Annotated in this window: 22 protein-coding genes; 6 read left to right on the forward strand and 16 right to left on the reverse strand. The window is 63.3% G+C overall.

Going from position 1 to position 24,366, the window contains the following annotated elements:
* Window positions 1-182: 182 nt before the first annotated feature.
* Both GGD63_RS37215 and GGD63_RS37220 read left to right on the forward strand, forming a co-directional pair.
* Complete coding sequence (locus GGD63_RS37215; protein ID WP_183249882.1) at window positions 183-1,328, forward strand: fructose-1,6-bisphosphatase; 1,146 nt, start codon at window positions 183-185, stop codon at window positions 1,326-1,328.
* Between the two features lie 43 nt (window positions 1,329-1,371).
* Window positions 1,372-2,559, forward strand: coding sequence for a 6-phosphofructokinase (locus GGD63_RS37220; RefSeq protein WP_183249884.1), 1,188 nt, complete (start codon window positions 1,372-1,374; stop codon window positions 2,557-2,559).
* A 30-nt stretch (window positions 2,560-2,589) separates the two neighbouring features.
* On the opposite strand, the gene GGD63_RS37225 is transcribed toward GGD63_RS37220, so the two are convergent.
* Genes GGD63_RS37225 through GGD63_RS37270 form a run of 10 tightly spaced genes read right to left on the reverse strand, consistent with a single transcriptional unit; the run spans window position 2,590 to window position 11,735 of the window.
* The gene (locus tag GGD63_RS37225; RefSeq protein ID WP_183249886.1) at window positions 2,590-3,414 is read right to left on the reverse strand and encodes a carbohydrate ABC transporter permease; all 825 of its coding nucleotides are present in this window, start codon (window positions 3,412-3,414) and stop codon (window positions 2,590-2,592) included.
* Window positions 3,411-4,349, reverse strand: a complete 939-nt coding sequence (locus tag GGD63_RS37230) for a carbohydrate ABC transporter permease (RefSeq protein ID WP_183249888.1) — start codon at window positions 4,347-4,349, stop codon at window positions 3,411-3,413. Before GGD63_RS37230 ends, GGD63_RS37225 begins: the two co-directional genes overlap by 4 nt.
* Window positions 4,346-5,695, reverse strand: coding sequence for an ABC transporter substrate-binding protein (locus tag GGD63_RS37235; RefSeq protein WP_183249889.1), 1,350 nt, complete (start codon window positions 5,693-5,695; stop codon window positions 4,346-4,348). The genes GGD63_RS37230 and GGD63_RS37235 overlap by 4 nt, the downstream gene beginning before the upstream one ends.
* 56 nt (window positions 5,696-5,751) lie before the next feature.
* Window positions 5,752-6,531, reverse strand: a complete 780-nt coding sequence (gene soxA, locus GGD63_RS37240) for a sulfur oxidation c-type cytochrome SoxA (protein ID WP_183249891.1) — start codon at window positions 6,529-6,531, stop codon at window positions 5,752-5,754.
* Entirely contained in the window at window positions 6,528-6,845 is a 318-nt protein-coding gene (gene soxZ, locus GGD63_RS37245) for a thiosulfate oxidation carrier complex protein SoxZ (RefSeq protein WP_183249893.1), read from the reverse strand. Before soxZ ends, soxA begins: the two co-directional genes overlap by 4 nt.
* Window positions 6,845-7,312 carry a SoxY-related AACIE arm protein gene (locus GGD63_RS37250; RefSeq protein WP_183249895.1) on the reverse strand — a complete coding sequence of 156 codons (468 nt, stop codon included), beginning with the start codon at window positions 7,310-7,312 and terminating at the stop codon, window positions 6,845-6,847. The genes soxZ and GGD63_RS37250 overlap by 1 nt, the downstream gene beginning before the upstream one ends.
* Window positions 7,313-7,316: 4 nt before the next feature.
* A complete protein-coding gene (gene soxX / locus GGD63_RS37255; RefSeq protein ID WP_183249897.1) occupies window positions 7,317-7,763 on the reverse strand; it encodes a sulfur oxidation c-type cytochrome SoxX in 447 nt (148 codons plus the stop codon).
* The gene (locus tag GGD63_RS37260) at window positions 7,756-9,039 is read right to left on the reverse strand and encodes an NAD(P)/FAD-dependent oxidoreductase (RefSeq protein ID WP_183249899.1); all 1,284 of its coding nucleotides are present in this window, start codon (window positions 9,037-9,039) and stop codon (window positions 7,756-7,758) included. Before GGD63_RS37260 ends, soxX begins: the two co-directional genes overlap by 8 nt.
* Before the next feature lie 48 nt (window positions 9,040-9,087).
* Window positions 9,088-11,274 carry a molybdopterin cofactor-binding domain-containing protein gene (locus GGD63_RS37265; RefSeq protein WP_183249901.1) on the reverse strand — a complete coding sequence of 729 codons (2,187 nt, stop codon included), beginning with the start codon at window positions 11,272-11,274 and terminating at the stop codon, window positions 9,088-9,090.
* Between the two features lie 11 nt (window positions 11,275-11,285).
* On the reverse strand, window positions 11,286-11,735 hold the full coding sequence (locus GGD63_RS37270; RefSeq protein ID WP_183249903.1) for a (2Fe-2S)-binding protein: 450 nt from the start codon (window positions 11,733-11,735) through the stop codon (window positions 11,286-11,288).
* A gap of 316 nt (window positions 11,736-12,051) precedes the next feature.
* On the opposite strand from GGD63_RS37270, the gene GGD63_RS37275 reads away from it, so the two are divergent.
* Entirely contained in the window at window positions 12,052-13,671 is a 1,620-nt protein-coding gene (locus GGD63_RS37275) for a B12-binding domain-containing radical SAM protein (RefSeq protein WP_183249931.1), read from the forward strand.
* 4 nt (window positions 13,672-13,675) lie between these two features.
* On the opposite strand, the gene GGD63_RS37280 is transcribed toward GGD63_RS37275, so the two are convergent.
* Window positions 13,676-15,064, reverse strand: a complete 1,389-nt coding sequence (locus GGD63_RS37280) for an MFS transporter (protein ID WP_183249905.1) — start codon at window positions 15,062-15,064, stop codon at window positions 13,676-13,678.
* Between the two features lie 756 nt (window positions 15,065-15,820).
* Here GGD63_RS37280 and cax point away from each other — a divergent pair.
* Window positions 15,821-16,921 (forward strand): calcium/proton exchanger, encoded by a 1,101-nt coding sequence (cax, locus tag GGD63_RS37285; protein WP_183249908.1) that lies wholly within the window; start codon window positions 15,821-15,823, stop codon window positions 16,919-16,921.
* Window positions 16,922-17,130: 209 nt separating this feature from the next.
* Here the strand turns inward: cax and GGD63_RS37290 are convergent, their stop codons facing one another.
* Both GGD63_RS37290 and GGD63_RS37295 read right to left on the reverse strand, forming a co-directional pair.
* Window positions 17,131-17,565, reverse strand: a complete 435-nt coding sequence (locus GGD63_RS37290; protein WP_183249910.1) for a hypothetical protein — start codon at window positions 17,563-17,565, stop codon at window positions 17,131-17,133.
* Window positions 17,566-17,799: 234 nt separating this feature from the next.
* Entirely contained in the window at window positions 17,800-19,113 is a 1,314-nt protein-coding gene (locus GGD63_RS37295) for a serine hydrolase (RefSeq protein WP_183249912.1), read from the reverse strand.
* A 116-nt stretch (window positions 19,114-19,229) separates the two neighbouring features.
* Here GGD63_RS37295 and GGD63_RS37300 point away from each other — a divergent pair, with 116 nt between their 5' ends.
* Window positions 19,230-19,514, forward strand: a complete 285-nt coding sequence (locus GGD63_RS37300) for a hypothetical protein (protein WP_183249914.1) — start codon at window positions 19,230-19,232, stop codon at window positions 19,512-19,514.
* Window positions 19,515-19,741: 227 nt separating this feature from the next.
* Here GGD63_RS37300 and GGD63_RS37305 read toward each other — a convergent pair whose 3' ends face one another.
* The 3 genes from GGD63_RS37305 to GGD63_RS37315 form a co-directional block, all read right to left on the reverse strand.
* On the reverse strand, window positions 19,742-20,149 hold the full coding sequence (locus GGD63_RS37305; protein WP_183249917.1) for a hypothetical protein: 408 nt from the start codon (window positions 20,147-20,149) through the stop codon (window positions 19,742-19,744).
* 530 nt (window positions 20,150-20,679) lie between these two features.
* The gene (locus tag GGD63_RS37310) at window positions 20,680-22,647 is read right to left on the reverse strand and encodes an adenylate/guanylate cyclase domain-containing protein (RefSeq protein ID WP_312013491.1); all 1,968 of its coding nucleotides are present in this window, start codon (window positions 22,645-22,647) and stop codon (window positions 20,680-20,682) included.
* A gap of 158 nt (window positions 22,648-22,805) precedes the next feature.
* Window positions 22,806-23,849: a medium chain dehydrogenase/reductase family protein gene (locus tag GGD63_RS37315; protein ID WP_183249919.1), complete on the reverse strand. Its 1,044-nt coding sequence runs from the start codon at window positions 23,847-23,849 to the stop codon at window positions 22,806-22,808.
* A gap of 168 nt (window positions 23,850-24,017) precedes the next feature.
* Here GGD63_RS37315 and GGD63_RS37320 point away from each other — a divergent pair, with 168 nt between their 5' ends.
* A complete protein-coding gene (locus GGD63_RS37320) occupies window positions 24,018-24,329 on the forward strand; it encodes a hypothetical protein (protein ID WP_246785809.1) in 312 nt (103 codons plus the stop codon).
* Window positions 24,330-24,366: the final 37 nt, after the last annotated feature.

The following is a 24,366-nucleotide window of genomic DNA, read 5'->3' on the forward strand; positions in this document are numbered from 1 at the left end:
GAGCCGGCCAATCCACTCCCGGGACAGCCTGCGCCGGCACGAGTCCGGGCTTTTCCGGCAAAGCCGCATCTTTGGAACCTAACGCGGCACCAGACGTTCCTTTCTGTGAATGAGCAGCGCCGTCGCCCGGCGCAGCAAGCGCTGAGGCGAGGCGCAAGGCTGTGCTGCTGGGAGGGATGTTCATGAAACTCACTCTTTCGGTCATTAAGGCTGACGTTGGCTCTGTCGGCGGGCATACGAAACCGTCCGCGCCGATGATGGCGACTGTCATGGGCGAAGCCGCGAAGGCGGTCGACAAGGGTCTCCTGATCGACAGTTTCGTCTGCCACACCGGCGACGACATAGCGATCATCATGACGCATACAAAGGGCGAAGGGAGCTCCGAGGTCCATCAATTTGCGTGGAAGGCGTTCCTCGCGGCCACTTCGGTCGCGAAAACCTCCGGGCTCTATGGCGCCGGCCAGGATCTTCTCGCCGACGCACCGTCCGGAAACGTCCGCGGCGCCGGCCCGGGCGTCGCCGAGCTCAGCTTCGACCACAGCCTCTTGGGCGCGAGGCCCGCGGAGTCCTTCATGGTGTTTGCCGCCGACAAATGCGGCCCCGGCGCCTACAACCTGCCGCTCTACCTCGCCTTCGCCGATCCCATGTATTGCGCGGGGCTGATGCTGCCCCCGATGATCAAGGGTTTCCGTTTCCATGTCATCGACATGGACCACACGGCCGGCGACAGCGTGATCGAACTCGACGCACCCGCGGATGGCTACCACATTGCCGCGCTGCTCCGCGACAACGAGCGTTTTGGCATCGATCGCATCGTGTCCCGGACCCATGGCGAGGTCGCCGTCGCTGTTTCGGCGCAGCGTCTTCACTCGATCGCAGGCAAGTACACCGGTAAGGACGATCCGGTCGCGATCGTCAGGAACCAGGGGATTTTCCCGGCGCCCGAAGAAATCGTCTCGCCGTTCGCCAAGGCGCACTTCGTAGGCGGCGATGCGCGGGGCTCGCACGTGATGCCGCTCATGCCGGTGCCACTTAACACACCGGTGACAGGCATGTACTGCCTGCCGATCGTCTCCTGCGCCGGGTTTTCGATCGACAAGGACGGCCGCTTTTCCGACGCCTTCACCGATTTCTTCGACAACCCGGCGTGGGACGAAGTCCGCCGGCGAGCCCAGAGCAAGGCAATCGAGATGCGCAGCCAGGGCTGGTCTGGCGCTGCGATGCTGCCTTATTCCGAGCTGGAGTATGGTGGCTTCCGCGACACCGTGTCTGCACTGCAGAAGCGTTTTCGGCTGCGCGAGGAACGAAAGCCGGAAGCGGCGGAGTAAGGAACGCCACGCTGTGCGACACAGCTAACGCTGGGAGGTCGGCTTGGCAAGAAAACGTATCGGCATTCTCACGGGCGGCGGCGACGTCTCCGGCCTCAACGCGGTCATCAAGAGCGTGACTTATCGCGCGAGTGAGAACGACATCGAGGTTATCGGTCTCCGCCGAGGTTGGGAGGCTCTCACGCACCTGAACCTCGAGGATACGGCCAGCAGGTCCCACTATCTCATGCCGCTGAATCGTGAAAACACGCGCACCATCGATCGACGCGGCGGCACAGTGCTGCACACGAGCCGCACCAATCCGTCCAAAATACAAAAGCTGCCCGATCATCTCGTCGGCAGCGACCTTCCGGCTTCCATGAGTGCCAAGGGCGGCGTTGCGACCAAGACGTGGGACCTCACCGGCCAGGTGCTGGCGAACCTCTCGGGGCTCGGCATCGAACACCTGATCGCCATTGGCGGCGATGACACGCTCAGTTATGCGGCCAAGCTCAACGAGCGCGGCGTCAAGATCATCGCCATTCCGAAGACGATGGACAACGACGTCCGCAACACCGAGTACTGCGTCGGCTTCTCGACCGCGATCACCCGCGCCAGCGATGCCATCCAGCGGCAGCGCACCACCGTCGGGTCGCACGAGCGAATTGGCATTTTTCGCGTCTTTGGCCGCGATGCCGGATTTACCGCGCTCTACACCGCGTACGCGACCTCGATACGTTGCGTCATCCCGGAGTACAAGATCAATCTCGACAAACTGATCGAGTTGCTGATCGAGGAGAAGCGTGCCAACCCAAGCAATTACGCGCTTATCGTGCTCAGCGAGGGCGCCGAGTGGGAGGGCTACAAGCCGCAGGAATATGGCGAGCCTGACCCCTACGGTCATCGCAAGAAGGCCAACGTGGCTGATGCGCTTGCCGATGAGATCAAGCAGCGAGCCGGCGAGCAGACGATGACCTCTGACCTCACCTACGACCTGCGGTCGGGCGATCCGGACTTCATCGATAAGCTTGTTGCCCTGACTTTCGGTAACATGGCGTTCGATGCCGTCCTGGAAGGCAAGACCGGCCTCATGTCGGCGCTGGTGGAAGGCCGCTACGACCTCGTGCCCATCCCTGACGTCAGCCTCGGGCCGCGCAAATTGGACGTCGCCAGCACGTACAACACTGAGCGCTACCGTCCCATCTATGCCAACAAGCGGGGTCTGCCGATCTTTCTCAACCACGCGTCTTAGGGTTCAGGATGAGAGGCCGAGGGCGGGCGATCACCCGCCCTTCACCGCCCCCGCCGTCAGGCCGGCGACGATCTGCCGCTGCGCCAGCACCGTTAGCAGCAGCACGGGGAACGTCACGATCAGCGCGGCGGCGGCGAGCGGTCCCCAGCTCAACTGGTCGAACGAGATCATGTTGTAGACCGCAACGGGCAGGGTGCGGGTCTCGCGCCCCGCCAGAACGATGCCGAACACAAAATTGTTCCAGGAGAAGATCACGGCGAGGATGAAGGCGACTGCGATGCCGGGCCTTGCGATCGGCAGCGCGACGTGGCGGAAGACCTGCCAGCGGCCGGCACCGTCGATGAGGGCGGCTTCCTCCAGCTCCATCGGCGTGGTCTCGAAATAGCCGATCATGATCCAGATCACGATCGGCACCGTCACGACGAGATGGATAATGATCTGCGGTACCAGCGTGCCGAGCAGACCGAGCCACTGGAACAGCAGGAACAGCGGGATCAGGTAGGACAGGCCCGGCGTGATGCGGGCGATCAGGATCACGATCGCGGATTTATGCGCGGCCATGCGCGCGATGCCGTAGCCGGCGGGAACGCCGACGATGAGCGCCAGAAACGTCGCGCTGCCGGTGACGATCAGGCTGTTGACGAAATAGGTCAGGAAGCGGTTGGAGGCGAGCACGTCGGCATAGTTCTTCCAGGCGATGCGATCCGGGATGAACACCGGCGGGTAGGCGGCATTGTCGACCTCGAACTTGAGCGACAGCGAGGCCATCCAGAGGAAGAACAGGATCGCCGGCGAGACGATGACGAACACGGAGACCCACAGGCCGATCTTGCCGATGATCTGACGGGGTGTCATGCGCCCCTCGCGATTTCGGTCCACAGCATGCGCTGGCGGGCGTAGAGCATCACCGCCGCAAGCAGGACGATCAGCAGGAAGAACACGACCGCGATGGCCGAGCCGTAGCCGAGGTCGTAATAGGTGAAGGCTACACTGTAGAGATAGATGTTGATCGTCTCCGATGCTGAACCCGGTCCGCCTTGCGTGATCGCGAAGATGATGTCGAAGCTCTTGACCGCGTCGATCATGCGGATCATGCCGGCGATGAACAGGAACGGCATGATCAGCGGCAGCGTGATGAAGCGGAATACTTGCCAGAAGCTGGCGCCGTCGATCTGCGCGCTCTCGTAAGGCTCGGTGGGGATCGCGGCGAGGCCGCCGAGCACGATCAGCATCACGAGCGGCGTCCATTGCCAGGTCTCGACCAGCACCAGCGAGGGAATGACGGTTGCGGGGTGAAAGACCCAGAGCTGCGCCGGGATACCGACCAGCGACAACAGGTAGTTCAGCACACCGAGTTGCGGGTGGAACATCATGGTCCACACCAGCGCGATCGCAACGGGCGTCGCCATCATCGGCATGATGAAGACGCCGCGCAAAAATCCGCGGCCGGCGAAGTTCTGGTGGAACACCACGGCTGAGAGCGTGCCGAGGATCAGCGGCAGCACCACCGACAGCACGGTGTAGACCAGCGTGTGGCCGACCGCCTCGAGAAATCGCGGATCGCTCGTGAGCCGGAGATAGTTGGCGAACCCGACGAAGGTGGTCGGCGAACCGACCTTCCATTCGTTCAGGCTCATCCAGATCGTGAAGACCCACGGGAAGATGATGATTGCGAGCACGACGACCAGCGCCGGCACTACGAAGGGCCAGTAGGATGGCGGCCGCAGCTCCTTCTCCGGCGCGGCATCGGACCGTGCCGCGGCCGGAGTCGATTGTGTCAACGCACTCACGCCTTTTCGCTGCGCTCCAGGATCGGCCGGAACTGATCGTGAGCCTTCTTCAACTCGGCTGCGGGATCGGCACCTGACAGTGTCGAGGTGAGCGCGGCGCCGACGAGATCGCGGAATTCGGCGACCGGAATCACGACGGGCAGGCCGAGCTTGCTGATCTTGGCGGAATCGATCACCGATTGCAGCCACTCCTTGGGCATCTTCACGCCGCTCTGGATTTCGGGATCGTTCAGGATCGAGTTGCGGAACGGCACACCGCCGCCGGCCTGCAGCAGCCGCGCGCCCTGCTTCTTCGAGACCACCCATTGGCAGAGCAGATAGGCGGCTTCCTTGTTCTTGCTCGCCGCAGCAATGCCGATACCGTCGCCGTAGGTGGCCGAATATTGCCCCTTCGGCCCGGCCGGCACAACGGTGTAGCCGACCTTGCCGACCACGCGCGAGGCCGCAGGATCCTCCAGCGGCGGCGCCCAGCCGACGCCGTCGATCCACATGGCCGAACGTCCTTGCGTGAACGAGGCCATCGACTCCATCCAGTTGAAGCCGGCGACGCCGGGCGGGGCGACCTTGGTCAGCAGCGCCTGATAGAGCTTTGTCGCCGCGATCGCTTCGGGGCCATCGGTCAGGATGTTGCCCTTGGCGTCGAGGAATTCGCCGCCATAGTTGAGGAAGAAGTTGGTCCACAACGTCATGTTGGCGTTGCGCAGGCCGCGCCCGACGAAGCCGTAGGTGCCGTCCTTGGGGTCGGTGAGCTTTTCGGCGGCCGCGACCATCTCGTCGAAGGTCTTGGGGACCGCGACACCCTTCTTCTGAAACAGCTCCTTGTTGTAGTAGAGGATGAAATAGTCCACCGACCACGGCAGTGACAGCATCTGTCCCTTGTCGTTCTTGGCGTATTGCAGGCCGGCGGCCGAGAAATCGCTCTCGACGAGATCCGGCGCGGTCAGCGTCGGATCCTTCATGAAGGGCGTCATGTCGGCGAGCCAGCCGGCTTTCTCGAACTGCCGCTTCTGCACGTGATAGCTGAGATGCACCACATCGAAGCTCGGCCGTCCCGAGGTGAGCTCGATCACGACCTTCTGGCGCTGTTGCTGCTCGGGGATCTGCTCGGACTCGACCTGGATGCCGGTGAGCTCCGTGAATTCCTTGATGTTCTTTTGCAGGTTGTCGCCGCGCGGACCCTTGGCGAGGATCACCTCCAGCTTGGTCCCGGCGTATTTCTTCCAGTTGACCTCGGCGCGGGCGGGCAGTCCGGTCAGGCTGAGCGCGCCGGCCGCTGCGGTGCCCTTAAGCAGCATGCGGCGCGAGATGTTGTGGTTGGCCAATTTAGGTCCCTCCCTTTGATTCATTTTCTTTGGGAGGGATACTAGCGGCCGTGCCACGCCTGCCTAGCCCTAATCTACCGTCAGGGACGCACGGCCGGCGTCTCCATCGGAAGGCCACGCGCCCGCGACATCAGGTAAAGTTCGAGCGCGACCAGCTCGGGTGAGCCGTAATCATAGGCCTGGGCGCGGACCCCGCTCATGCAGCTGCGCAACCGGCGCTCGATCGACCCCAGCGTCTGCCACTCCAGGCGGTAGAGCGGATAGCCCGTCGGCTGCGCTTGCGTGATCGGCGCGCCGGCGAGGCGCTTGTCGAAATTGTCGTCGTGGCAATTGGTGCAGGCAAGGTTGAGCTGGCCTTCGCGCTGCATGAAGAGGTCGCGGCCCTGGTCGACGAACGGCTTGAGTTGCGGATCGTCGCCGGCCGCGATCGAAATGCCGCGCGACTGGTGCGCGACGTAGGCGGACAGCGCCAGCAGGTCGCGGCTCTCGTAAGGTAGCGGCGTTGCCTGCTGATGATTGGCCCGGCAGAGATTGATGCGCTGGTCGAGCGTGACGGGGCGCGCAAGCGCCTTGTCGAAGGCGGGATAACGCGCCGCGACGCCCTTCATGCCGCTGCGCGCATCGCCGTGGCAATCCGCGCAGGCCTTGCCGGCGTCGCCTGTCTTCTTGCTCCAGAGCGCCTCGCCGTCGAGCACGAACAGCATGCCCGGATTGGAGGTGTCGTCGTCCTGCATGGCGCGCGTGTCGGGCCCCATGAACGAATAGCCGGAGCGGCGCGCATCGGGCGGGATCTCTCCGGCAAGCAGGGCGGGGGCCGTGACGAGCAGTATCGCCGCCGCTATCGCGCGCCAAAAAATCATTCGACCGTGATCGATGCGGAGGCGGTGGAGCAATAGCCGTTATCGCCCATCCATTCGAACTCGAACTTGCCGCTCTCCTTCGCGACGGTGAAGAACGACAGATAGGGGTTCGCCGCGATCGCGGGAAACAGGTCGGCGCGGAAGATCTCGGTGCCGTTGTAGCGGCACGTAAAACTCGTGATGATGTCACGCGGCACCAGCCTGCCGTCCGCGGTGTGGCGGAAGCCTGTCTCCATGATGTGCGAGGTCAGGGTGCGGATCTCGATGATGTCGCCGCGTTTGGCCTTTGCCGGGACGTTGATGAGCGCGGGCATCAGTTCATCTCCTCGGTGCAGGCGGCCAGCGTTACGACGATATCGGCCATGACCTGCCAGAAGGTGTCGTCGGAGAGGCGCGCGATCGCGACCACCTTCTGGGTATCGGCGAGGCGGATCCTCGTGGAGACCTGGGCTCGTCCGGAGGCGGGATTGAGATAGAAATTGCCGATGTTCGGCTGCGGGTTCTTCTCGTTGAAGACATGGATGCTCTTGACGTAGTCGGCCGCCGTCATCGGGCTGGCGACGCTCACGGTCATCGGCACGGTGTTGCCGTTCTCGACCAGCGGCGGGATGTCGAGCTTCACCCTGCCGGTGCGAATCGGTGCCTCGCCGACGACGTTGCGGATCGCGGTGGTGAGCATCGCCGGCGTCGCCTCGAGCGGCCGCAGCGTGACGATGGGGATCGTCCCGGCAACGGTGACGCCTCCGGCAAGGCTCAAAAATTGTCGTCGCGTGGTTGGCATGAGCCTAGTCCCGAAGCGTTGCAAGAAAAGCCACGATGTCCTCGATCTCTGCTGCCGACAAGATCGGCTTGCCGGCAAAATTGCGCCCGACGCGGACGAGGCCATCGTTACGATAATAGGATGGCATGATGGTCTCCGCGTTGAAGCGCGACGCGTCGACCAGACGAAGCCGCAACTGGCTCGCCGACCACCGGTTCCCGGCGCCGGTGAGATCAGGCGCGAGGTCGCCCTGGAACCGCGTTTCCGGAAACGGGCCCGAATGGCAGAGGATGCAGGTGGTCGTGCGTGCCAGCACCAGCGCGCGCCCGCGCGCGGCATCGCCGGGCGCGCCGGTGAGCGATTGTGGAATGCTGTCACCGACGATCGTGTAAGGCACGAGCTCGTCCGCATGCGCGCTGCAGGCGAGGCTGGCGGCGATCAGCGCTGCGATATGGACCGGTGATCTAACCAAAGGTGTCCGCCGTGATGGTTTGAAACCAGCGCTCGGCTTCGGCGGCTTCGCGGGCTCGCAATTCGAGCGGAGCATCGACCGGGCTGGTCGTGCCACCCTCGACCTCGGCGAAGATGTCGCCCCTGGGCTGGTAATTGCCGGCGAGCGAAAAGCCGTAACCAGGCGCGGCGGTGTTGTAGCAGACGCCAGTCAGCCTCGATGCCTCGGGCGCGCGGCCCGCGAGCAGGTTGACGATCGTTGCGGCGCAGGCCTTGCCCTGAGCGCTCGCGGCCGCCGCCGATTTGGGAATGCCGCCGCCGAGACAGGCATCGCCGATAACGTGGATGTTTGGAACGAGCTTTGACTCGAAGGTGACAGGATCGATCGGGCACCAGCCGGTATGATCCGCCGCGTCCGCGATCTCGGCAATGCGCCCGGCGCGCTGCGGCGGAATGACGTTGGCGACGTCAGGCGTGTAGTTGCCGAATTCGGTGACGATGGTCCCGGTCGCGGCATCGATGGAGGTCACGCGGCCGCCCTGCGACAGGCCAATGCGCTCGATCATGTCGCCGTAGAGCTCCTTCCACGCCTTCTCGAACAACCGCTGCTGGGAGAAACTGTCCTTGGCATCGAGGACCAGAACTTTCGAGCGCGGCTTCTTCGTCTTTAGATAATGCGCGATCAGGCTGGCGCGCTCGTAGGGCGCCGGTGGACACCGCGACGGATTGGCGGGGATTGCAATGGCAACCGTGCCGCCGTCTTCCATGGCCTCCAACTGCCGGCGCAGCAACAGCGTCTGCGCCCCGGCCTTCCAGGCGTGCGGCATTTTTTCCGAGGCGGCGTTGTCATAGCCGGGCAAGGCTTCGACATGGAAGTCGATGCCGGGAGAGAGCACGAGACGGTCGTAGGGCAGCGCGACGCCATCGGTCGTCATCACGCTGCGCCGCTCCGGCTCGATCGCAGTCACGGCCTGGCCGATCACGGTGATGCCCTCGGCGGCGAGCTTGTCGTAGCCGAACTGCTGCGCGTCGATGTCGCGCAGGCCCGCAATCACCTCGTTGCTGAAGGGACAGGAGGTGAAGACCGCGTTGGGTTCGATCAGGATGACCTGCAAGTCTCCCTGCGCGCGCTTCAGGGCGCGGGCGCATGCCGCGCCGCCGAAACCGCCGCCGACCACGACGACACGTCCCGTGGATTGCGCGCGCGAAATCGATGGCCGCACTAATGCTGCGGCCGCCATGGTGATGCCGAACACGGCATTGCGCCGTGTCACCGGGCGGGTGGTCATCAGGGGCATCTGGAAAAGGGCTGCGGCGGCAATCTCTCGCCGCCGCAGCATTTTGCTTTAAGCGAAGGTGATGTTCTGGTCGCGCAGCGGCACCGAGCGGATGCGCTTGCCGGTTGCCGCGAAGTACGCGTTCAGCACCGCCGGCGCTGCGACACCGATGGTCGGCTCACCGACGCCGCCCCAGAATCCGCCGCTCGGCACCATCACCGTCTCCACCTTCGGCATCTCGTTGATACGCATCGAGTTGTAGGTGTCAAAGTTGGTCTGCTCGATCTTGCCGTCCTTGACGGTGCAGCCGCCGTAGAACAGCGCGGAGAGGCCATAGACGAAGGAGCCGGCAACCTGCCGTTCCACCTGCGCCGGATTGACGACGTAGCCGGGATCGGTGGAGGCGACGATGCGATGCACCTTGATCTTGTTGCCCTCGGTCACCGAGATCTCGGCAGCGCCGGCGACATAGCTGCCGTAGCCCATCACCTGCGCGATGCCGCGGTAGACGCCCTGCGGTGCCGGCGTGTTCCAGCCGATCTTCTCGGCGACCGCATTGAGCACCGCCAGATGCTTGGGGTGGTTGCCCATCAGCTTGCGGCGGAACTCGAGGGGGTCCTGGCCTGCGGCCTGGGCCAGCTCGTCCATGAAGCATTCCATGTAGATCGCGTTGTGATTGACGTTGACGCCGCGCCAGAAGCCCGGCGGAACGTGCGGGTTACGCATCGCGTGCTCGACCAGCAGGTTCGGCACCGAGTAGCCGAACGCGGCCTCGCCGGATTGGGCGACGCCCTGGAATGCCGCCGGATCCATGCCGTTCTGCAGCGCTTCGGGGCGGAGCGAGAACAGGATCGATTGCCCGGACAGGCGGTAGTGCAGCGCGACCAGGTTGTTGTTGGCATCGAACGCGCCGGTCATCTTGCATTGGGTGATCGGGTGATACCTGCCGTGCGCCATGTCCTCTTCGCGCGACCACAGCAGCTTGACCGGCGTGCCCGGCATCTGCTTGGCGATCATGACCGCCTGACGGACATAGTCGGTCTGGCCGCGCCGGCCGAAGCCGCCGCCCGGCATCACCTTGTGCACGTCGCACTTCTCCGCCGGCAGGCCGGATGCCTCCAGCACCGCCGCGAAGGCGGCTTCGCCATTCTGCGTGCCGCACCAGACTTCACACTTGTCGGCCGTGTAGACCGCCGTGGCGTTCATCGGCTCCATCGTGGCGTGGTTCTGGTAGGGATAGGAGTAGACGGCCTCGACCTTCTTCGCGGCACCGGCGATGGCCGCCTTCGCGTCACCGTTCTTGTTGCCGACATAGGCGGGCTGCCCGTCGTCGAGGCCTTCGGCCAGCCACTTCGCGATCGATTCGCTGGAGACCTTGGCGTTGTCGCCTTCGTCCCAGACGATCGGCAGCGCCTCCAGTGCGGTCTTGGCGTGCCACCAGGTGTCGGCCACGACCGCAACTGCGGTATCGCCGACCTTGACGACCTTCTTGACGCCTTTCATGCCGGTGATCTTGGCCTCGTCATAGCTCTTCAGCTTGCCGCCGAACACCGGGCAGTCCTTGATCGCGGCGTTCAGCATGCCCGGCAGCTTGACGTCGATGCCGTACGTCATCGCGCCGGTGGTCTTGTCGGCAGTGTCGAGCCGTAGCAGGCCTTTGCCCACGATCGTCCAGTCCTTGGGATCCTTGAGCTTGACGTCGGCCGGCGGCGTCAGCTTGGCCGCGGCCTCGGCAACCTTGCCGTAGGTCGTGGTCCGGCCCGATGCCTTATGGGTGATGACGCCCCTGGCCACGGTGCATTCGGACGCCGGCACTTTCCATTCATTCGCGGCGGCCTCGATCAGCATCACGCGCGCGGTGGCGCCGCCCTTGCGGACATAGTCCTGCGAGGAGCGGATGCCGCGGCTGCCGCCGGTCGAGAAATCGCCCCAGACGCGCTTGCGGGCAACGCTCTGGCCCGGCGTCGGATATTCGGTCGTAACCTTCGACCAGTCGCATTCGAGCTCCTCGGCGACGAGCTGGGCAAGGCCCGTGAGCGAGCCCTGGCCCATCTCGGAACGGGCGATACGGATCACCACGGTGTCGTCGGGTCTGACCACGACCCAGGCGCCGATCTCGGGCGAGCCGTCGGCGGCGCGCACGACGGCAGGGCCACCGAAGGGGATCTCGAGGCCGATTGCGAGGCCTGTGCCGACAGCGGCGGTGCCGATGACAAACGCACGGCGGTTCATCTTGGGAGAGACGTGCTTGTTCATGGGGCGGCTCCTTACGCGCTTGCGATCGTGTGGATCGCCTCGCGCACCTGCTGGAAGGTGCCGCAGCGGCAGATGTTGGTGATGGCCTCGTCGATATCGGCATCGGTCGGTTTCGGCTTCTCGTTCAGCAGCGCCGCCACCGCCATGATCATGCCGCTTTGGCAATAGCCGCATTGCGGAACGTCCTTCGCGATCCAGGCTTCCTGCACCTTGTGCAGCGTGCCGCCTGAGGCGAGCCCCTCGATGGTGGTGATCTTCTTGCCCTCGGCCTCGGCGACCGAGACGCCGCAGGAGCGGGTGGCGACGCCGTCGATGTGAACCGTGCAGGCGCCGCATTGTGCGATGCCACAGCCATATTTGGTGCCGGTCAGGCCGGCATTCTCGCGGATCGCCCAGAGCAGCGGCGTATCCGGCTCGACGTCGAGTGTGAGGGTTTTTCCGTTGATTGTTAGGTTTGCCATCGCAGTCCCCTGATTGGCCCAATCCACCGATTGGACTCAGGGGCGCAATGTGTCCGGCAAACTGGAACTGTTCAAATCAAGAGTCTGCGGGGTGGCCCGTTGAAGAAGCTGGCATGCGCCGGGAAGAATATCGGGCGCGCGGTGTTGCGCCTCGCCCGGCTGCCGGCAGGGCGAGGCCTTTCCCAAGGCGCCAGCACCCGGCCTGGGGCGACGTCCTGCGGTTCCTGCGCAGGAAGTTGGGCGACAGTTTGTCCCTTTTGCCGGGATGCAAGACGGGAACACTTTGCTACACTGCACCCGAGTCAAAAGGAGTTCCATCGACGTGGCAAGCCCTTGCAATGTGCTAATGCTCTATCCGCTGTTTACGTCGGAGTCGTTCTGGAGTTTTGGCGAGTCCTGCAAATTGATGGGCGTGAAGCGCCCGGCTGCTCCCCTTGGCCTGATCACGGTCGCCGCGATGTTGCCCAAGGACTGGACGGTCCGGCTGATCGATTGCAACACGCAAGCCTTCGGTGACGAGGATCTCGCCTGGGCCGACGTCGTCTTCACCGGCGGCATGTTGCCGCAACAGGCCGATACACTGCGCCTGATCGAGCTCTGCCGCGCCGCCGGCAAGCCGGTGGTCGTCGGCGGTCCCGATCCCACCTCCAGCCCGCACATCTACGAGAGGGCCGACTTCCGGGTGCTCGGCGAGGCCGAAAGTGTCATCGACGACTTCATCGCGGCCTGGGAGGGCGGGGCCCGCTCCGGCGTCTTCACCGCGCCGAAATTCCAGGCCGACGTGACAAAGACGCCGGTGCCGCGCTTCGACCTCTTGAAGTTCGAGGACTATCTTTATCTTGGTGTGCAGTATTCGCGCGGCTGCCCGTTCACCTGCGAGTTCTGCGACATCATCGAGCTCTACGGCCGTGTGCCCAGGACCAAGACGACCGAGCAGATGTTCGTCGAGCTCGATACGCTCTACAAGATGGGCTACCGCGGCCATCTCGACTTCGTCGATGACAACTTCATCGGCAATAAGAAGTCGCTGCGCCAGTTCCTGCCGCAGCTCGCCGAATGGCAGCGCGCGCACGGCTATCCCTTCGAGCTGTCCACTGAGGCCTCGGTCAACCTGGCCGACGATCCCGAGCTCCTGGAGCTGATGGGGGCCGCCAATTTCTTCGGCATCTTCGTCGGCATCGAAAGCCCCGATCCCGCGACGCTGGTCGCGATGCGCAAGAAGCAGAACACGCGGCGCAACATCGCCGAGAGCATCCACAAGATCTACGCCGCCGGCATGCTCGTGACCGCGGGCTTCATCGTCGGCTTCGACAACGAGAAGGTCTCGATGGCGGAGGCGATGATCGATTTCATCGAGGAGGCGGCCATTCCGGTCGCCATGGTCGGCCTGCTCTATGCGTTGCCGAACACGCAGCTGACGCGCCGACTCGAGCGCGAAGGCCGGCTGCATCCGGGCCACGATGTGGCGCCGACCATCGGCGCCGATCAGTGCACGGCCGGCATCAACTTCGATCCGGTCCGCCCGTTGCGCGACATCCTGATGGACTACAAGCGGGTGCTGGAGCACATCTACAGCCCGGCCGCCTACGCAGGACGCGTCGACCGCCTGATGACGCTGCTCGACCGATCCAGGCAGCGCAGCGAGCTCGCCGAAGGAGACATCCGCGCCAAGCTAGGGGCGATGGAGACGGTGCACAAGGTAGTCACCGCGCTTCCGGAAGCGCGCGGGCCGCTGTGGCAGACCTTCATGAACTGCGCCAAGCGCGACACGTCATCGGCGCGCATCGCCGTGCAGATGATTGCCGGCTATGCGCATCTCGGGCCGTTCTCGCGCAAGGTCATCGAAGCCATCGACTCGCGCCTCGCTGCGCTCGATGACGAGGCGGTCATCCCCGCGGCGACGATCGACGTGACGGCGGCCCGGCACCTGGCCTGAGCGTTTACTTCACCGCGAGCCGCAGAAAGCTCATCACGCTGCCGAGCGCGGCAAAGCCTGCGCCGAGGGCCAGCGCGACGGTTGCGCCCTCGTGCCCCGCAAGCGCAAAGCAGAGCGCGGCGAGCGCCGCGCCGGTCGTCTGCCCGGTCAGGCGGGCGGTCGCGACGATGCCGGAGGCACTGCCGCTGCGGTGCGGCGGCGCGCTCGACATCACCGCCTTCATGTTCGGCGCCTGGAAGAAGCCGAAGCCCATGCCGCAGATCACCATCCGCCAGATGATGTCGGGGATGGCAGGATTGGACGGAAGCATGGCGAGCAATGCCATGCCGAGGCCGAGCAGCACGAGACCGATGCCGCCGAGCAGGCCGACCTTGTGGCGGTCGGAGAGGCGCCCCGCGATCGGCGCCATGATGGCGACCACCAGCGGCCACGGCGTCATGAAGAAGCCGGTCTCGACCTGCGAGCGCCCGAGCACGTCCTCGAAATAGAACGGCAACGAGACGAAGGCGAGGCCCTGCACGGCGAAGGAGCAGACGGCGGTCGCCGCCGACAGCGCGAACATGGGTCGGCTGAACAGGTCGATCGGCAGCATCGGCGCGGGGTGGTTGGCATGACGGCGCGTCAGGATGAAGCCGAGCGCGATGGCCGCGACCAGCTCGATGCCCACGACGATCGGCGACAGATTGTGCGCGGCGCTGCCGATGCCGGTGATGAACAGGCCGAGGCAGGCCGATGCCAGGATCGCGCCGAGGAAGTCGAAGCCGTGATCGGCGCGCGGGGTCTTCGGCAGCATCGCAAAGCCGATGCCGGTGGCGACGAGGCCGAAGGGGATGTTGACCGCGAACAGCCACGGCCACGGGCCGAGCGCGAGGATGGCGGAGGCGATCGAGGGGCCGAAGGTGAAGGCGGTCGCGACAACAAGCGCGTTGTGACCAAAACCGCGGCCGAGCATCCGGCCGGGATAGACGAAGCGCACCAGCGCGGTGTTGACGCTCATGATGCCGCTGGCGCCAAGGCCCTGCAGCGTGCGCGCCACCAGGAGGCTGTCCAGCGACCAGGCCACCGCGCAGAACAGCGAGGCGATGGTGAACAGGATCAGGCCGCCGAGATAGATGCGCTGGTGTCCGACGATCTCGCCGAGCGCGCCGAGCGGCAGCAGCGTCGCCACCAGCGCGATCTGGTAGACGTTGACCACCCAGACCGACTGCTCCGGCGTGACATGCAGATCGGCGGCAATGGCAGGCAGGGCGATGTTGGCGATCGCGGTGTCGAGCGAGGCCATCGCCAGCGCGGTGAAGATCGCAGCGATGGCCCAGCGCCGCTGCGCGGCCGGAAGGCCGTCGGCGGTGATGTGGTCGGGCTCGCGCGCTGCGGCGGGTAACGTGATTGTCATTGCGTGCGCGCGTTGCTCCGGCGGCGTGGCTAAGAGGGACTTTTCGCATGTACTACGCCGAAGGCCGCTTCCACAGGCACAGGCTTGCATGCTGTGTATGCGTGAAGGTGAGGCGATGCAGCCTCGTTCTCGCGTATGATCGTGGCGGTGCTGCAATGTTGGGGAAACGCCATGCAAATCGTCGACCGCTTCGAAGTGGTCGTCTCGACCTCGGCACGATCGCCGCGGGCGCCGCGATCGCGGAGATCCTGCAGGCGGAGTGAGGCCTTCTTCGCCTCTCCCCGTCTGCAGCGAGAGGCCGGAATGCGTGCGGAGCGCGGATTCCGGGTGAGGGGGACTCTCCGCGAGTTCAACTATCACTGTGAATGCGGAGGCAGCCCCTCACCCCAACCCTCTCCCCGTAAGAACGGGGCGAGGGAGTGCACTGCCGCGGCGGTTGCAGGCAGGCCCGAAACAAAAGTCGAAAAACAACCCCATGCACAGTAGAACGGCCCTTGATCGATAAGGGATTTTCGCGACGTGGTCGCGACGACCCTTCGCGGCCGCGATCAAGTTGACCCGTCGGGCAAAACACTGGCAGAATGCGATGCTGGCGGCGATCAGGGACTGGGCCATGCCGCGTCCTCGTCACGCGCGATGTTCGCTTCAGACCGCACGGAGGCGCACCTCTCCCCGCCACCGTTGAGCCAGATCAATACTCGCCCCGCGGGCCCGCCGGACCTTTCCATCAGCGCATCGATGGAAAGGGCGGCCGACATGCAGACTCTGCTCAGGGAAATCCGGAATACCCCTTTGCTCTGGATGCTGGCCTTCGTCCCCATCGTGCTGGTGGCCGAGGCGGTGGCCCCGCATTCCCACACGCTGCTGTTCGTGCTCTCGGTGCTTGCGATCGTGCCGCTGGCGGCGCTGCTCAGCCATGCCACCGAAGCGGTCGCCGCGAAGACCGGCGATGCCGTGGGCGGACTGCTCAATGCCACCCTCGGCAATCTGACGGAGCTGATCATCGCCATCGCGGCGCTGCGTGCAGGCCAGTACATGCTGGTGAAGGCCTCGATCGCAGGCGCGATCGTCACCAACGCGGTGTTCATGCTGGGGGCCTGCCTGCTGCTCGGCGGCCTGCGCTACCATGTGCAGGAGTACAACCGCGCCGGCGCGCGGCTCTCGTCCGGCCTGTTGCTGATGGCAACCGTCGCCCTGCTTGCGCCGTCGGCAGTCGCCGATCTCGAGTACCTGCCGCAAGGCGCAGGCATCCTGAACAAGCTCAGCCTCGGCATTTCCATCCTGCTCATTTTGGCTTACGGGCTTGGCCTGTTGTTCTCGCTTCGAACACACAAGGAATTGTTCGCAAGCGCCGATCACGGCGAGGGCGAGGAGGCGCACTGGCCGATCGGAATAGCGGTCGGCACGCTGCTGGTCGTCACCGTGCTGGTCGCGCTGGTCAGCGAAATCTTCGTGGAATCGGTGCAGAAGGCGGCGGAAACCTTCGGAATGAGCCCGGCCTTTGTCGGCTTCATCGTCGTCTCGCTGGTCGGCGCCGCCGCCGAATTTGCGGTGGCCTTCGCCGCGGCGCGCAAGGACCGGCTCGACATGGTCGTCAGCATCGCGCTCGGCAGCGCCTCGCAGATCGCGCTGTTCGTTGCACCCGCGCTGGTGCTGCTCAGCTATGTGGTGGGGCCGAAGCCGATGGACCTGCAGTTCTGGCCGGGCGCCGTCACCATGGTGATGATCGCAACGGTCACGTCGGCCTTCATCACCGCCAGCGGGCGCTCGGCATGGTTCGTCGGCGCGCTGATGATCTTCATCTATGCGGTGTTTGCGCTGACGCTCTATGTCATCCCGCCGGCGGCCCAGGGATGAAGTTTGCCGGCCCGCCGGTATGAATTGGCTCATCGGAGAATGGTGGCCCGCGGCAAGCCATCCTCCGAAGAGGCGAATACGTTTCCGTTAAAGCGCGATGAGATCTGGATGAATCGTCATCGCGCTTTAGGTTGTTGTTTACGCATGATCTTTTCGGAAAACCGCTGCGCACTTTGCGCTAACGTGGCCCTTCGGGTCCGGATCATGCTCTAGTAGGCCCAGTAGCTGCCGGACGGCGGGCAATAGTCGCCGCCATAGCCGTAATATGACGCGGCAGGGTAGCCGTAATCGTAAGCGGGATAGCCGCCATAGTAGCCGCCATAGCTTCCATAATAGGCGCTTCGCGCGATCGCGCCGCCGACGACGGCGCCGGCCACGCCGTATCCGAGGCCGCGATAACCGTAGCCGCGATAGCCCCAGCCTCCGCGATAACCGTAGCCGCCGCGGTAACCCCATCCGACGCCGCGATAGCCATAGCCGCCACGCCAGCCGCCAACCCAACGCACTTCGGTCGCGGTCTGATCGACCATCGATTTCATCGTCGAAAGATGCGTCGGGAGCGGCCCCGCCTGGACGCCGGTGCCGAGCAGCAGGGCGCCGGCTCCGGCGAGGATGAGGCTACGCAGGGAATTCGAGGAGGTCATGATCGATCATCTCCTTGGCTATGGGCGGCGCGATCTGCGCGGCCATCGGTCCCATTCCGGTGTGACGCTGCCGTGGCGGCCTTGATCTGGATCAAGCATCTGGGTCATGGCAGCTGGGCGCTCGGGCCGCCTGACGGACACAAGTCGGCTTCGAGAGGGGGACGTTTTTCGGCCCGGCAGTCGTTTCGGCTTTTGACCCTAAGCGGTCAATGTCGAGTTTGTCCCGAGCTACTATCAGCCTAGCTGATCGACCAGTGCTGACCACAAGGCCCATGGCTCGTCTCGATGTACCGGGTCCTCAATTGCAGTGTGCACCATGACAATCTTAGAGGTCGGATCAACGCAAATATACTGGCCTTTGAATCCTAACAACGCGAACTGCCGCCTCTCACCGGGAAACAGCCACAAGAGATAACCGTAACCAAATCTTTTCGTCGCCACGCCCGGTAGCAGATAGCCATCCGAAGCTCGAACGGTTGTTGCATCGATCATCCATTGCGTCGGAACGATCTGCTTGCCATTCCATGCGCCATCATGCGCCAGCAAACGCCCGAGCCGGGCGTAATCGCGCAGAACGGCATTGAAACCGAAGTGTCCCAGTTCAAATCCTTCTGCGTCTACCAACCAATTGGCATCCGCTTCCGCGCCGATCGGCTCCCATACTTTCTCGCGCAGATAGTCAGACGCTGACTTGTCAACAGCACTGTGAAGCACCATGCCAAGCACGTCGGCTTCAATGCTGGCGTAGTAAAATCTCGTTCCCGCTGGGGCGATTCGCTGATTGAATTGCACGATGCTCTTAATCGTGCCCAACTTCGTGTCCGGGAACGCGATCCCCATACCGTTCCACAGGCGATTGAGGTCGCGTCCTCCGTCTCTTGTCTCACCGAAATCCACGCCTGAGGACATGTGCAGCAGATCGCGAATCGGCGTCCTGCCGTACTCGCTGCCCATAAAGCCCGGCACATAACTTTCGGGGGTATCATTGACCGACTTAATCGCGCCCTCCGAGATGGCGATCCCGATCAACAGTCCGGTTATCGACTTGACCATCGACTGGGATACGAGCCGATCTTGATCAGTTCGCGCGTACTGATAGCGCTCGAAGATGATCTGGTCGTCCTTCGCGATCAGCAGGCCAGTGACCGGATTGCGCGACATGTAGTCGAGGGGCGAAAACTTGCTTCCCTGAAAACTGTAGTAAACCTCTGCCTTCGAGCACTTGAACTTCCAAGGCGTCACAGCTCGCTTGATGAGCCGTGTTGGATAGATGTGATCGATATGGGTGAATGCGCCGACACGGTATTTTGGCTCCCAAGGGTCGCCGTGCCTCCGCGCCTCCGTAATGTCGGGAAGAGGATAACCATCTTTGGCTCCGTACAGCTCGGCGTTTGGACCTGTAGTGGAGAAAATCGGTCCGGGGCAGTCTTGCATCTCGCCCGCGGAGGCTGGTTCTGCGGTTGCGGAGATGGGGCCGGCCAACGCACACGCGACTGTAGCTGCCAGCGATGAAACAGCCTCACGACGGGAATATTGCTGCTCCGACATATAAATCCCCAAGGATTCCCGTAAGTAGAGACTGCGCACGCGCGTTGGCAAAGGTTGCAACTCATGCTAGCCTGCAGTCTAGAATAGCAGGACGTCACTTTCTTCGGGAGAAGGCGATGAAAGCCTCAGCTTTTCTTTTGTCGAGCTTGACTATTCTGTCCATCACTTCGGCCAGCGCCGCCCCCAGAAGCGCTGTTACCCAGACCGCCGCAACGATTGGTCCCGCCGAAAGCCCTACCACCGGTCTCGGCTGCACCGTCGGAGTTTGGCCAGCTTTTGCGGCTTGCAAAAACGTGTACCACTACAAGACCTATGCCGACTGCCATACGGACGCGATAAAGATGGGTTGGCGAGGCAATGATATTTGGTGGTATTGCTCAAGTATCGGCTTGAAGAACTGACCTCTTGCGAACGTCGCCTGTTGGCCCCATAGCAGGCAAGCTCGTAGAATGGGTAGAGCACTTGCGAAAACCGTCAGCTCCATGTCGGATGCTGCCGATGGGTTTCGCTGCGCTCTACCCATCCTACGGGCCTGCTCCTCGGTAACCACCGGCGGTTTACATTCCGCGGATCGCGCGTAGTCGAATACGCCATCCGCATCTGCAAATCGGTCTCGAAGAAACGAGCCTTAAGCTTTCAGGTCCGTGATCCTCATAATTGCGACCACGTTTCCGTCGTTGTACGCCTGCTCTTTCGTGTCCTTGTTGCAGGTCCAGACAAAGTTCTTCTTGCCCGTAAAGACCTTTCCCTCCTGATCGAGCCGAAGCTCCCCTTCGGTGATGTGGCAAACCATGGCATTCATCATCGGGGGGCCCATGGTCTTCGACCCCGGCTGCATGATGATGTCGCGCATCGAGACGGTCTTGAAACCGGGGATGAGGGATGGTGACTCGCCTTCGTATTCACGCACCACCACGCCTGGCCATGGCGTCGTATCCTTGTAGCCTGCGGTTTGAGCGGAGGCGGGCTTCATCACGGCCGCGGTAGCCGCTGCCAACCCGATTCCCAATGCAGACCTTCGATTGATCTTGCTCATCGCTTTCTCCTGAAGTTACTGCAACGCGCCGCCGCAAAAGCGGCTCGCGCATTCGTTGACTGTGAATGGTCATGCGAGACCGAAAAAGGGGCGGTCTCTTAAGGATGCGTACCTGCCGACAGCATTAGTTCTGCTCGTTCGTCCCGAACGGCGACTTCGGCACATCCCGCTTCAACGGCAACTGCATTCTACGCCACCTGAGGTGCTTGAGAAACAGGTGGTTTCGTCTGAGGACCCAATTGGCATACCGTCAAGAGCCGAGGACTGCGGCTCCAAGGAATGCCCGGAGTTGACCTGATGCAGGCAGCACCGGACGGATCAACCAAAGTAGTGACCGAGCCACGGAAGTAAGTCCAACTTGGTTTGTCGTTGAGAAGTCGGCTTCACCTGGGATGAGCCGACCCGTAACGTCTGCCTGGGCCCGTATGCGAAATCGAAGCCGCCGGGCAGGTGGTCCGGTCGTAGGAGCGGTCCAGAAGCGGCTCGCAAATCGCGCGACCGGCGCGATTGACCATTCCGGACTTGCTCGTTCACCGTTCCGGAAGACCTGCCTTGCGCAAACCCTCAGCGATACGCTGAAATTCGGCAAGGAAAACGACGTTATCGGACCACGCAGACCCATCCTGCAACCAAAGGGCAACGGTGTAGTTGGGCTTGAGCCGACGAAGCTCGCCGATGGCGGCAAGAGCTTCGAGCTCATGTCCCGTCCATGCGTTGGCGGCGGCGAGATCCGCGTAGGCAATCCAAAAGGGATTCACTGTGATGGAGCGGCTGCACCAGTCTATCGCTTCATCATATTGAGCGAGATGGCTGTGCGCGTGACAGGCGTAGAAGTACCACGTGCTCAGGAGCGGATCGCGCGGGCTGAGCTGGATGGCCATTTGGAGAGGAGCAAATGCCTCCGCAGATCGGCCAACACGTATCTTGGCGGCGCCCAGCGCGCCATGCGCCGGGGCGAGGCTGGGATTTATCCCGATTGCCGCCATATACTCGCTGACAGCAGCGTCGAGGTTCCTGCCCTTGGCCCGTTGGATCTCGCCCTTTACAAAATGTGCCATTGCGTCGCTGGGAAACTGCGACAGAACCTGATCTACCGCCTGCTCAGCGCGCCGCAGCTTGTCGGCGGGTGTGTCGGTCCAACGATAATTGACTTGTATTGCCAGAGCATCTGCCAATCCCACGAGGGCCTTAGGGTAGCCAGGGTCGATCTGCAGCGCGCGCTCGAAGAGGGCGCCCGACTGGGCCACCTGTTCGCGCGAATAGGGCCGATTGAGCACGGCCAGGCCCCGCATTGTAAGATCGACCGCGTCGGGGTTGTTGGGCCGCGCAACCTCCGCGTCGCGGCTTTCGTGGTTAGTCAGCTCGAGGTCAAGCCGCCGCGCCAATCCACCCGTGATGACATCCTGAAGCTGCAACGATTTGGACCACTCACCATCGACGCCTTCGGACCAGATCTGTGCGCCGGTTCGCGTATCGATCAGCCGGGCGTTGATCCGGACAATTGACTCCGTTCTGCGCAAGCTGCCGTCGAGGATATAGCGGACGCCGAGTTCGCGGCGAACCCGCTTTGGGTCAACGTTCTTATAGGCGCGGGCCGTACTCGGTGCGATCACGAAGCTGTCCTCGATACGCGAGAGATCAGCGCTGAGATCGTCAGCAACACCTTCCGCAAAGTACTCCTGCTCGGGTTCGTTGCTCAAATTAGTGAATGGCAGCACGACAATCGATAGACGATGGTTCACCAGTTGTGGCTCATTCCAACGCATGTACCAGTAACCAACACCGCCGCCGGCCATCAACAGGAGAAGCGCCATCGTCAGGCCCAGCCGAGCCCGCCGCCGACTGTGCCAAGTCCATTGGACAAACGGAAAGCCTGGACCGTCCCGCGGCGCATCGGAGAGCTGCGAAGCATAGGCTCTGACCGGGAGAGCGATATTTTTGAGGTTCTGCTCGCCCAGATCAACGAACGCGACCCCCACCTTGCCACGGACTTGATCGTAGGCGGCGGACGATATGCAGACGCCGCCGGCCTTCGCGATGCCTTCAAGCCGCGCCGCGACATTCACGCCATCGCCAAAGATGTCATTCGGCTCGACAATCACGTCGCCGATGTTAATTCCCACACGGAAGGCTATGCGCTTGGCTTCTGGATCATCGATTGTAAGTTCCGTGACACGGGTCTGAAATTGTACGGCAGCTCGAACTGCTTCGACCGCGCTCGGAAATTCCGCCAAGAAGCCATCGCCGGTATTCTTGACGATGCGGCCACCGTGTTCGGCAACCGCTGGGGCGACTGCGTCCGTCAAAAGCGCAGTCAGTTTGGCATGCGTAGCCTCTTCGTCGTTGTGCATGAGCCGCGAATAGCCGGCCACGTCGGCGGCCAATATCGCCGACAGCCTGCGTGCGACCCGGGCTGCCCGCTCCTGCACCATGGTCGGCTCTCCAACCTGCTCATTTTTACGACGGATGCGCGACAGTGCCAACCGCGCGATGTCCACCCAGGCCGGTCCCCATTGCGAAAACGTTAGCTGCTCTGACCGATTGCTCGGTGGACGCCCCCCGCCGCCGCGGACTTCGCAGCAGTGATGGACTGGCACCTCGGACGTCAGAAGTCGAGGGCCTCATCGTAATGCTTATCGTCAGTCCGTGCGCCGCGTCAGGCGGCGCGCTGGTTGCGTCGCGAGGAGAGATCCGGGCAAAGCACGAGCTTGCCCTCGAGACCGCCGGCCTCGAGGCGACGGTGAGCATCGGCGACCTCCTCGAAGGAGATCCGCCCGGCGATGCGCGGCCGGATGGCACCAGATGCCAGAAGCGCGAACAATTGCTCCAGGTCCTCCTTGAACCAGGCGGGGTGTCGCGCCCGCATGGCATTGACCGAGTAGAAGCGGGCTCGCTTGCCGCCGGGCAACAATCTCCACAAGTACAGGCGCGCGATCTCCATCACGATAGGAAGCATTCGACGCTGTGCCTGCACGCTGGCCGAGAAGCCGATGGCACAGAGCAGGCCACCTGGCTTCAGCGCCGCATATGAGCGGCGATAGCCGTCTTCGCCAACGCCGTCGACGATGACGTCGAACCCGCCCGGCAGAATCCGCGTGAAGTCCTCGTGCTGGTAGTCGATCGGCGCTGCCCCCAGGTTTCGGACGAGCGCCATGTGCTCGCTGCGTACAGTGCCCCATAGCTCGAGGCCGGCCAGTCTCCCGAGCACGAGCAGCGCCTGGCCGACCGCGCCGGCGGCCCCGTGAACGAGAATGCGTTGGCCCTGCTGGACCTTGGCCGCGCGGTGCAGAAGTTGGTACGCGGTCGTCCAGCTCAAGATCAGCGCGGCCGCCTCGGCAGCGTCCACGCCCACCGGCACGCGGGTCAGGTCGTTGGCCCGCAGCGTGCGATACTCGGCGTTCGATCCGACCACCGTCATGTCGGCCACGCGGTCGCCGATCTGAAAGTCGTGCACGCCTTCACCGAGCTGATCGATTGCCCCGACCACGTCGTAGCCCATCACGAACGGCGGCCGGAGATGCATCGTTTGCGGGTATAGATGGCGCCTGATCAGCACCTCGGTGTAGTTGAGGCTCGACGCGAGGACGCGAACGCGCACCTCGCCCCGGCCAGCGGTCGGCAGGCGCGCATCGACAACCTCCAGCGTCTCGGGATCACCGAAGCGGCTGACCTGAACAACCCGATTGCGCTGCTCCATCATGGCGATCTCCATGCAATGCCGCAATTCAGCGCAAGCGAGGCAGGCTGCAGTCAGGCTTGAAAGGTGGATTGATCCAGATCAAGCTTGAGCGTGTACTGCCTGGAATTCTCATCGGGCCAAATGACCAGCCGGGTTGTCTGGCGCCATCATTCATTATTGGAGGGGAATATGCCTGCAGTCATTATGCAGTTCGTTTCGCATCCAAGACCCGGTAGCGATCTTGCGACCGTCCTACAGCTGGCAAAAGACGGCGCGGCACTCTGGAGGAAACACGGGGCCGATGTCAGCTATTGGTCGGTGATCGGCGGCGAGATCGGGAACTACGCCTTCGTCGCTCGCTTCGATAGCGTCGAAGCTTATGGGCGCACCCTGGCGTCGCTGGGCGCCGATCCGGCTTTCGTTGAATTTCAAGCCAGGCGGCTGAAGGCAGGGCAATCTGATTGGGTGCGCTCCAACGTTGCCATCCAGGTTGATCTCTAGGGAACGCCTTCTCTTCCGCGTGCGAGACCGCCTTCGG

Source organism: Bradyrhizobium sp. cir1 (assembly GCF_014198245.1).
Classification (GTDB): domain Bacteria; phylum Pseudomonadota; class Alphaproteobacteria; order Rhizobiales; family Xanthobacteraceae; genus Bradyrhizobium.

Bases quoted from the DNA above. Each gene is read 5' to 3' on its own strand.
- GGD63_RS37215 (WP_183249882.1), top strand. From the start codon at position 183: ATGAAACTCACTCTTTCGGTCATTAAGGCTGACGTTGGCTCTGTCGGC.
- GGD63_RS37225 (WP_183249886.1), bottom strand. From the start codon at position 3,414: ATGACACCCCGTCAGATCATCGGCAAGATCGGCCTGTGGGTCTCCGTG.
- GGD63_RS37235 (WP_183249889.1), bottom strand. From the start codon at position 5,695: ATGAATCAAAGGGAGGGACCTAAATTGGCCAACCACAACATCTCGCGC.
- soxA (WP_183249891.1), bottom strand. From the start codon at position 6,531: ATGATTTTTTGGCGCGCGATAGCGGCGGCGATACTGCTCGTCACGGCC.
- soxZ (WP_183249893.1), bottom strand. From the start codon at position 6,845: ATGCCCGCGCTCATCAACGTCCCGGCAAAGGCCAAACGCGGCGACATC.
- GGD63_RS37250 (WP_183249895.1), bottom strand. From the start codon at position 7,312: ATGCCAACCACGCGACGACAATTTTTGAGCCTTGCCGGAGGCGTCACC.
- GGD63_RS37260 (WP_183249899.1), bottom strand. From the start codon at position 9,039: ATGCCCCTGATGACCACCCGCCCGGTGACACGGCGCAATGCCGTGTTC.
- GGD63_RS37265 (WP_183249901.1), bottom strand. From the start codon at position 11,274: ATGAACAAGCACGTCTCTCCCAAGATGAACCGCCGTGCGTTTGTCATC.
- GGD63_RS37270 (WP_183249903.1), bottom strand. From the start codon at position 11,735: ATGGCAAACCTAACAATCAACGGAAAAACCCTCACACTCGACGTCGAG.
- GGD63_RS37280 (WP_183249905.1), bottom strand. From the start codon at position 15,064: ATGACAATCACGTTACCCGCCGCAGCGCGCGAGCCCGACCACATCACC.
- cax (WP_183249908.1), top strand. From the start codon at position 15,821: ATGCAGACTCTGCTCAGGGAAATCCGGAATACCCCTTTGCTCTGGATG.
- GGD63_RS37290 (WP_183249910.1), bottom strand. From the start codon at position 17,565: ATGACCTCCTCGAATTCCCTGCGTAGCCTCATCCTCGCCGGAGCCGGC.
- GGD63_RS37295 (WP_183249912.1), bottom strand. From the start codon at position 19,113: ATGTCGGAGCAGCAATATTCCCGTCGTGAGGCTGTTTCATCGCTGGCA.
- GGD63_RS37300 (WP_183249914.1), top strand. From the start codon at position 19,230: ATGAAAGCCTCAGCTTTTCTTTTGTCGAGCTTGACTATTCTGTCCATC.
- GGD63_RS37305 (WP_183249917.1), bottom strand. From the start codon at position 20,149: ATGAGCAAGATCAATCGAAGGTCTGCATTGGGAATCGGGTTGGCAGCG.
- GGD63_RS37315 (WP_183249919.1), bottom strand. From the start codon at position 23,849: ATGATGGAGCAGCGCAATCGGGTTGTTCAGGTCAGCCGCTTCGGTGAT.
- GGD63_RS37320 (WP_246785809.1), top strand. From the start codon at position 24,018: ATGCCTGCAGTCATTATGCAGTTCGTTTCGCATCCAAGACCCGGTAGC.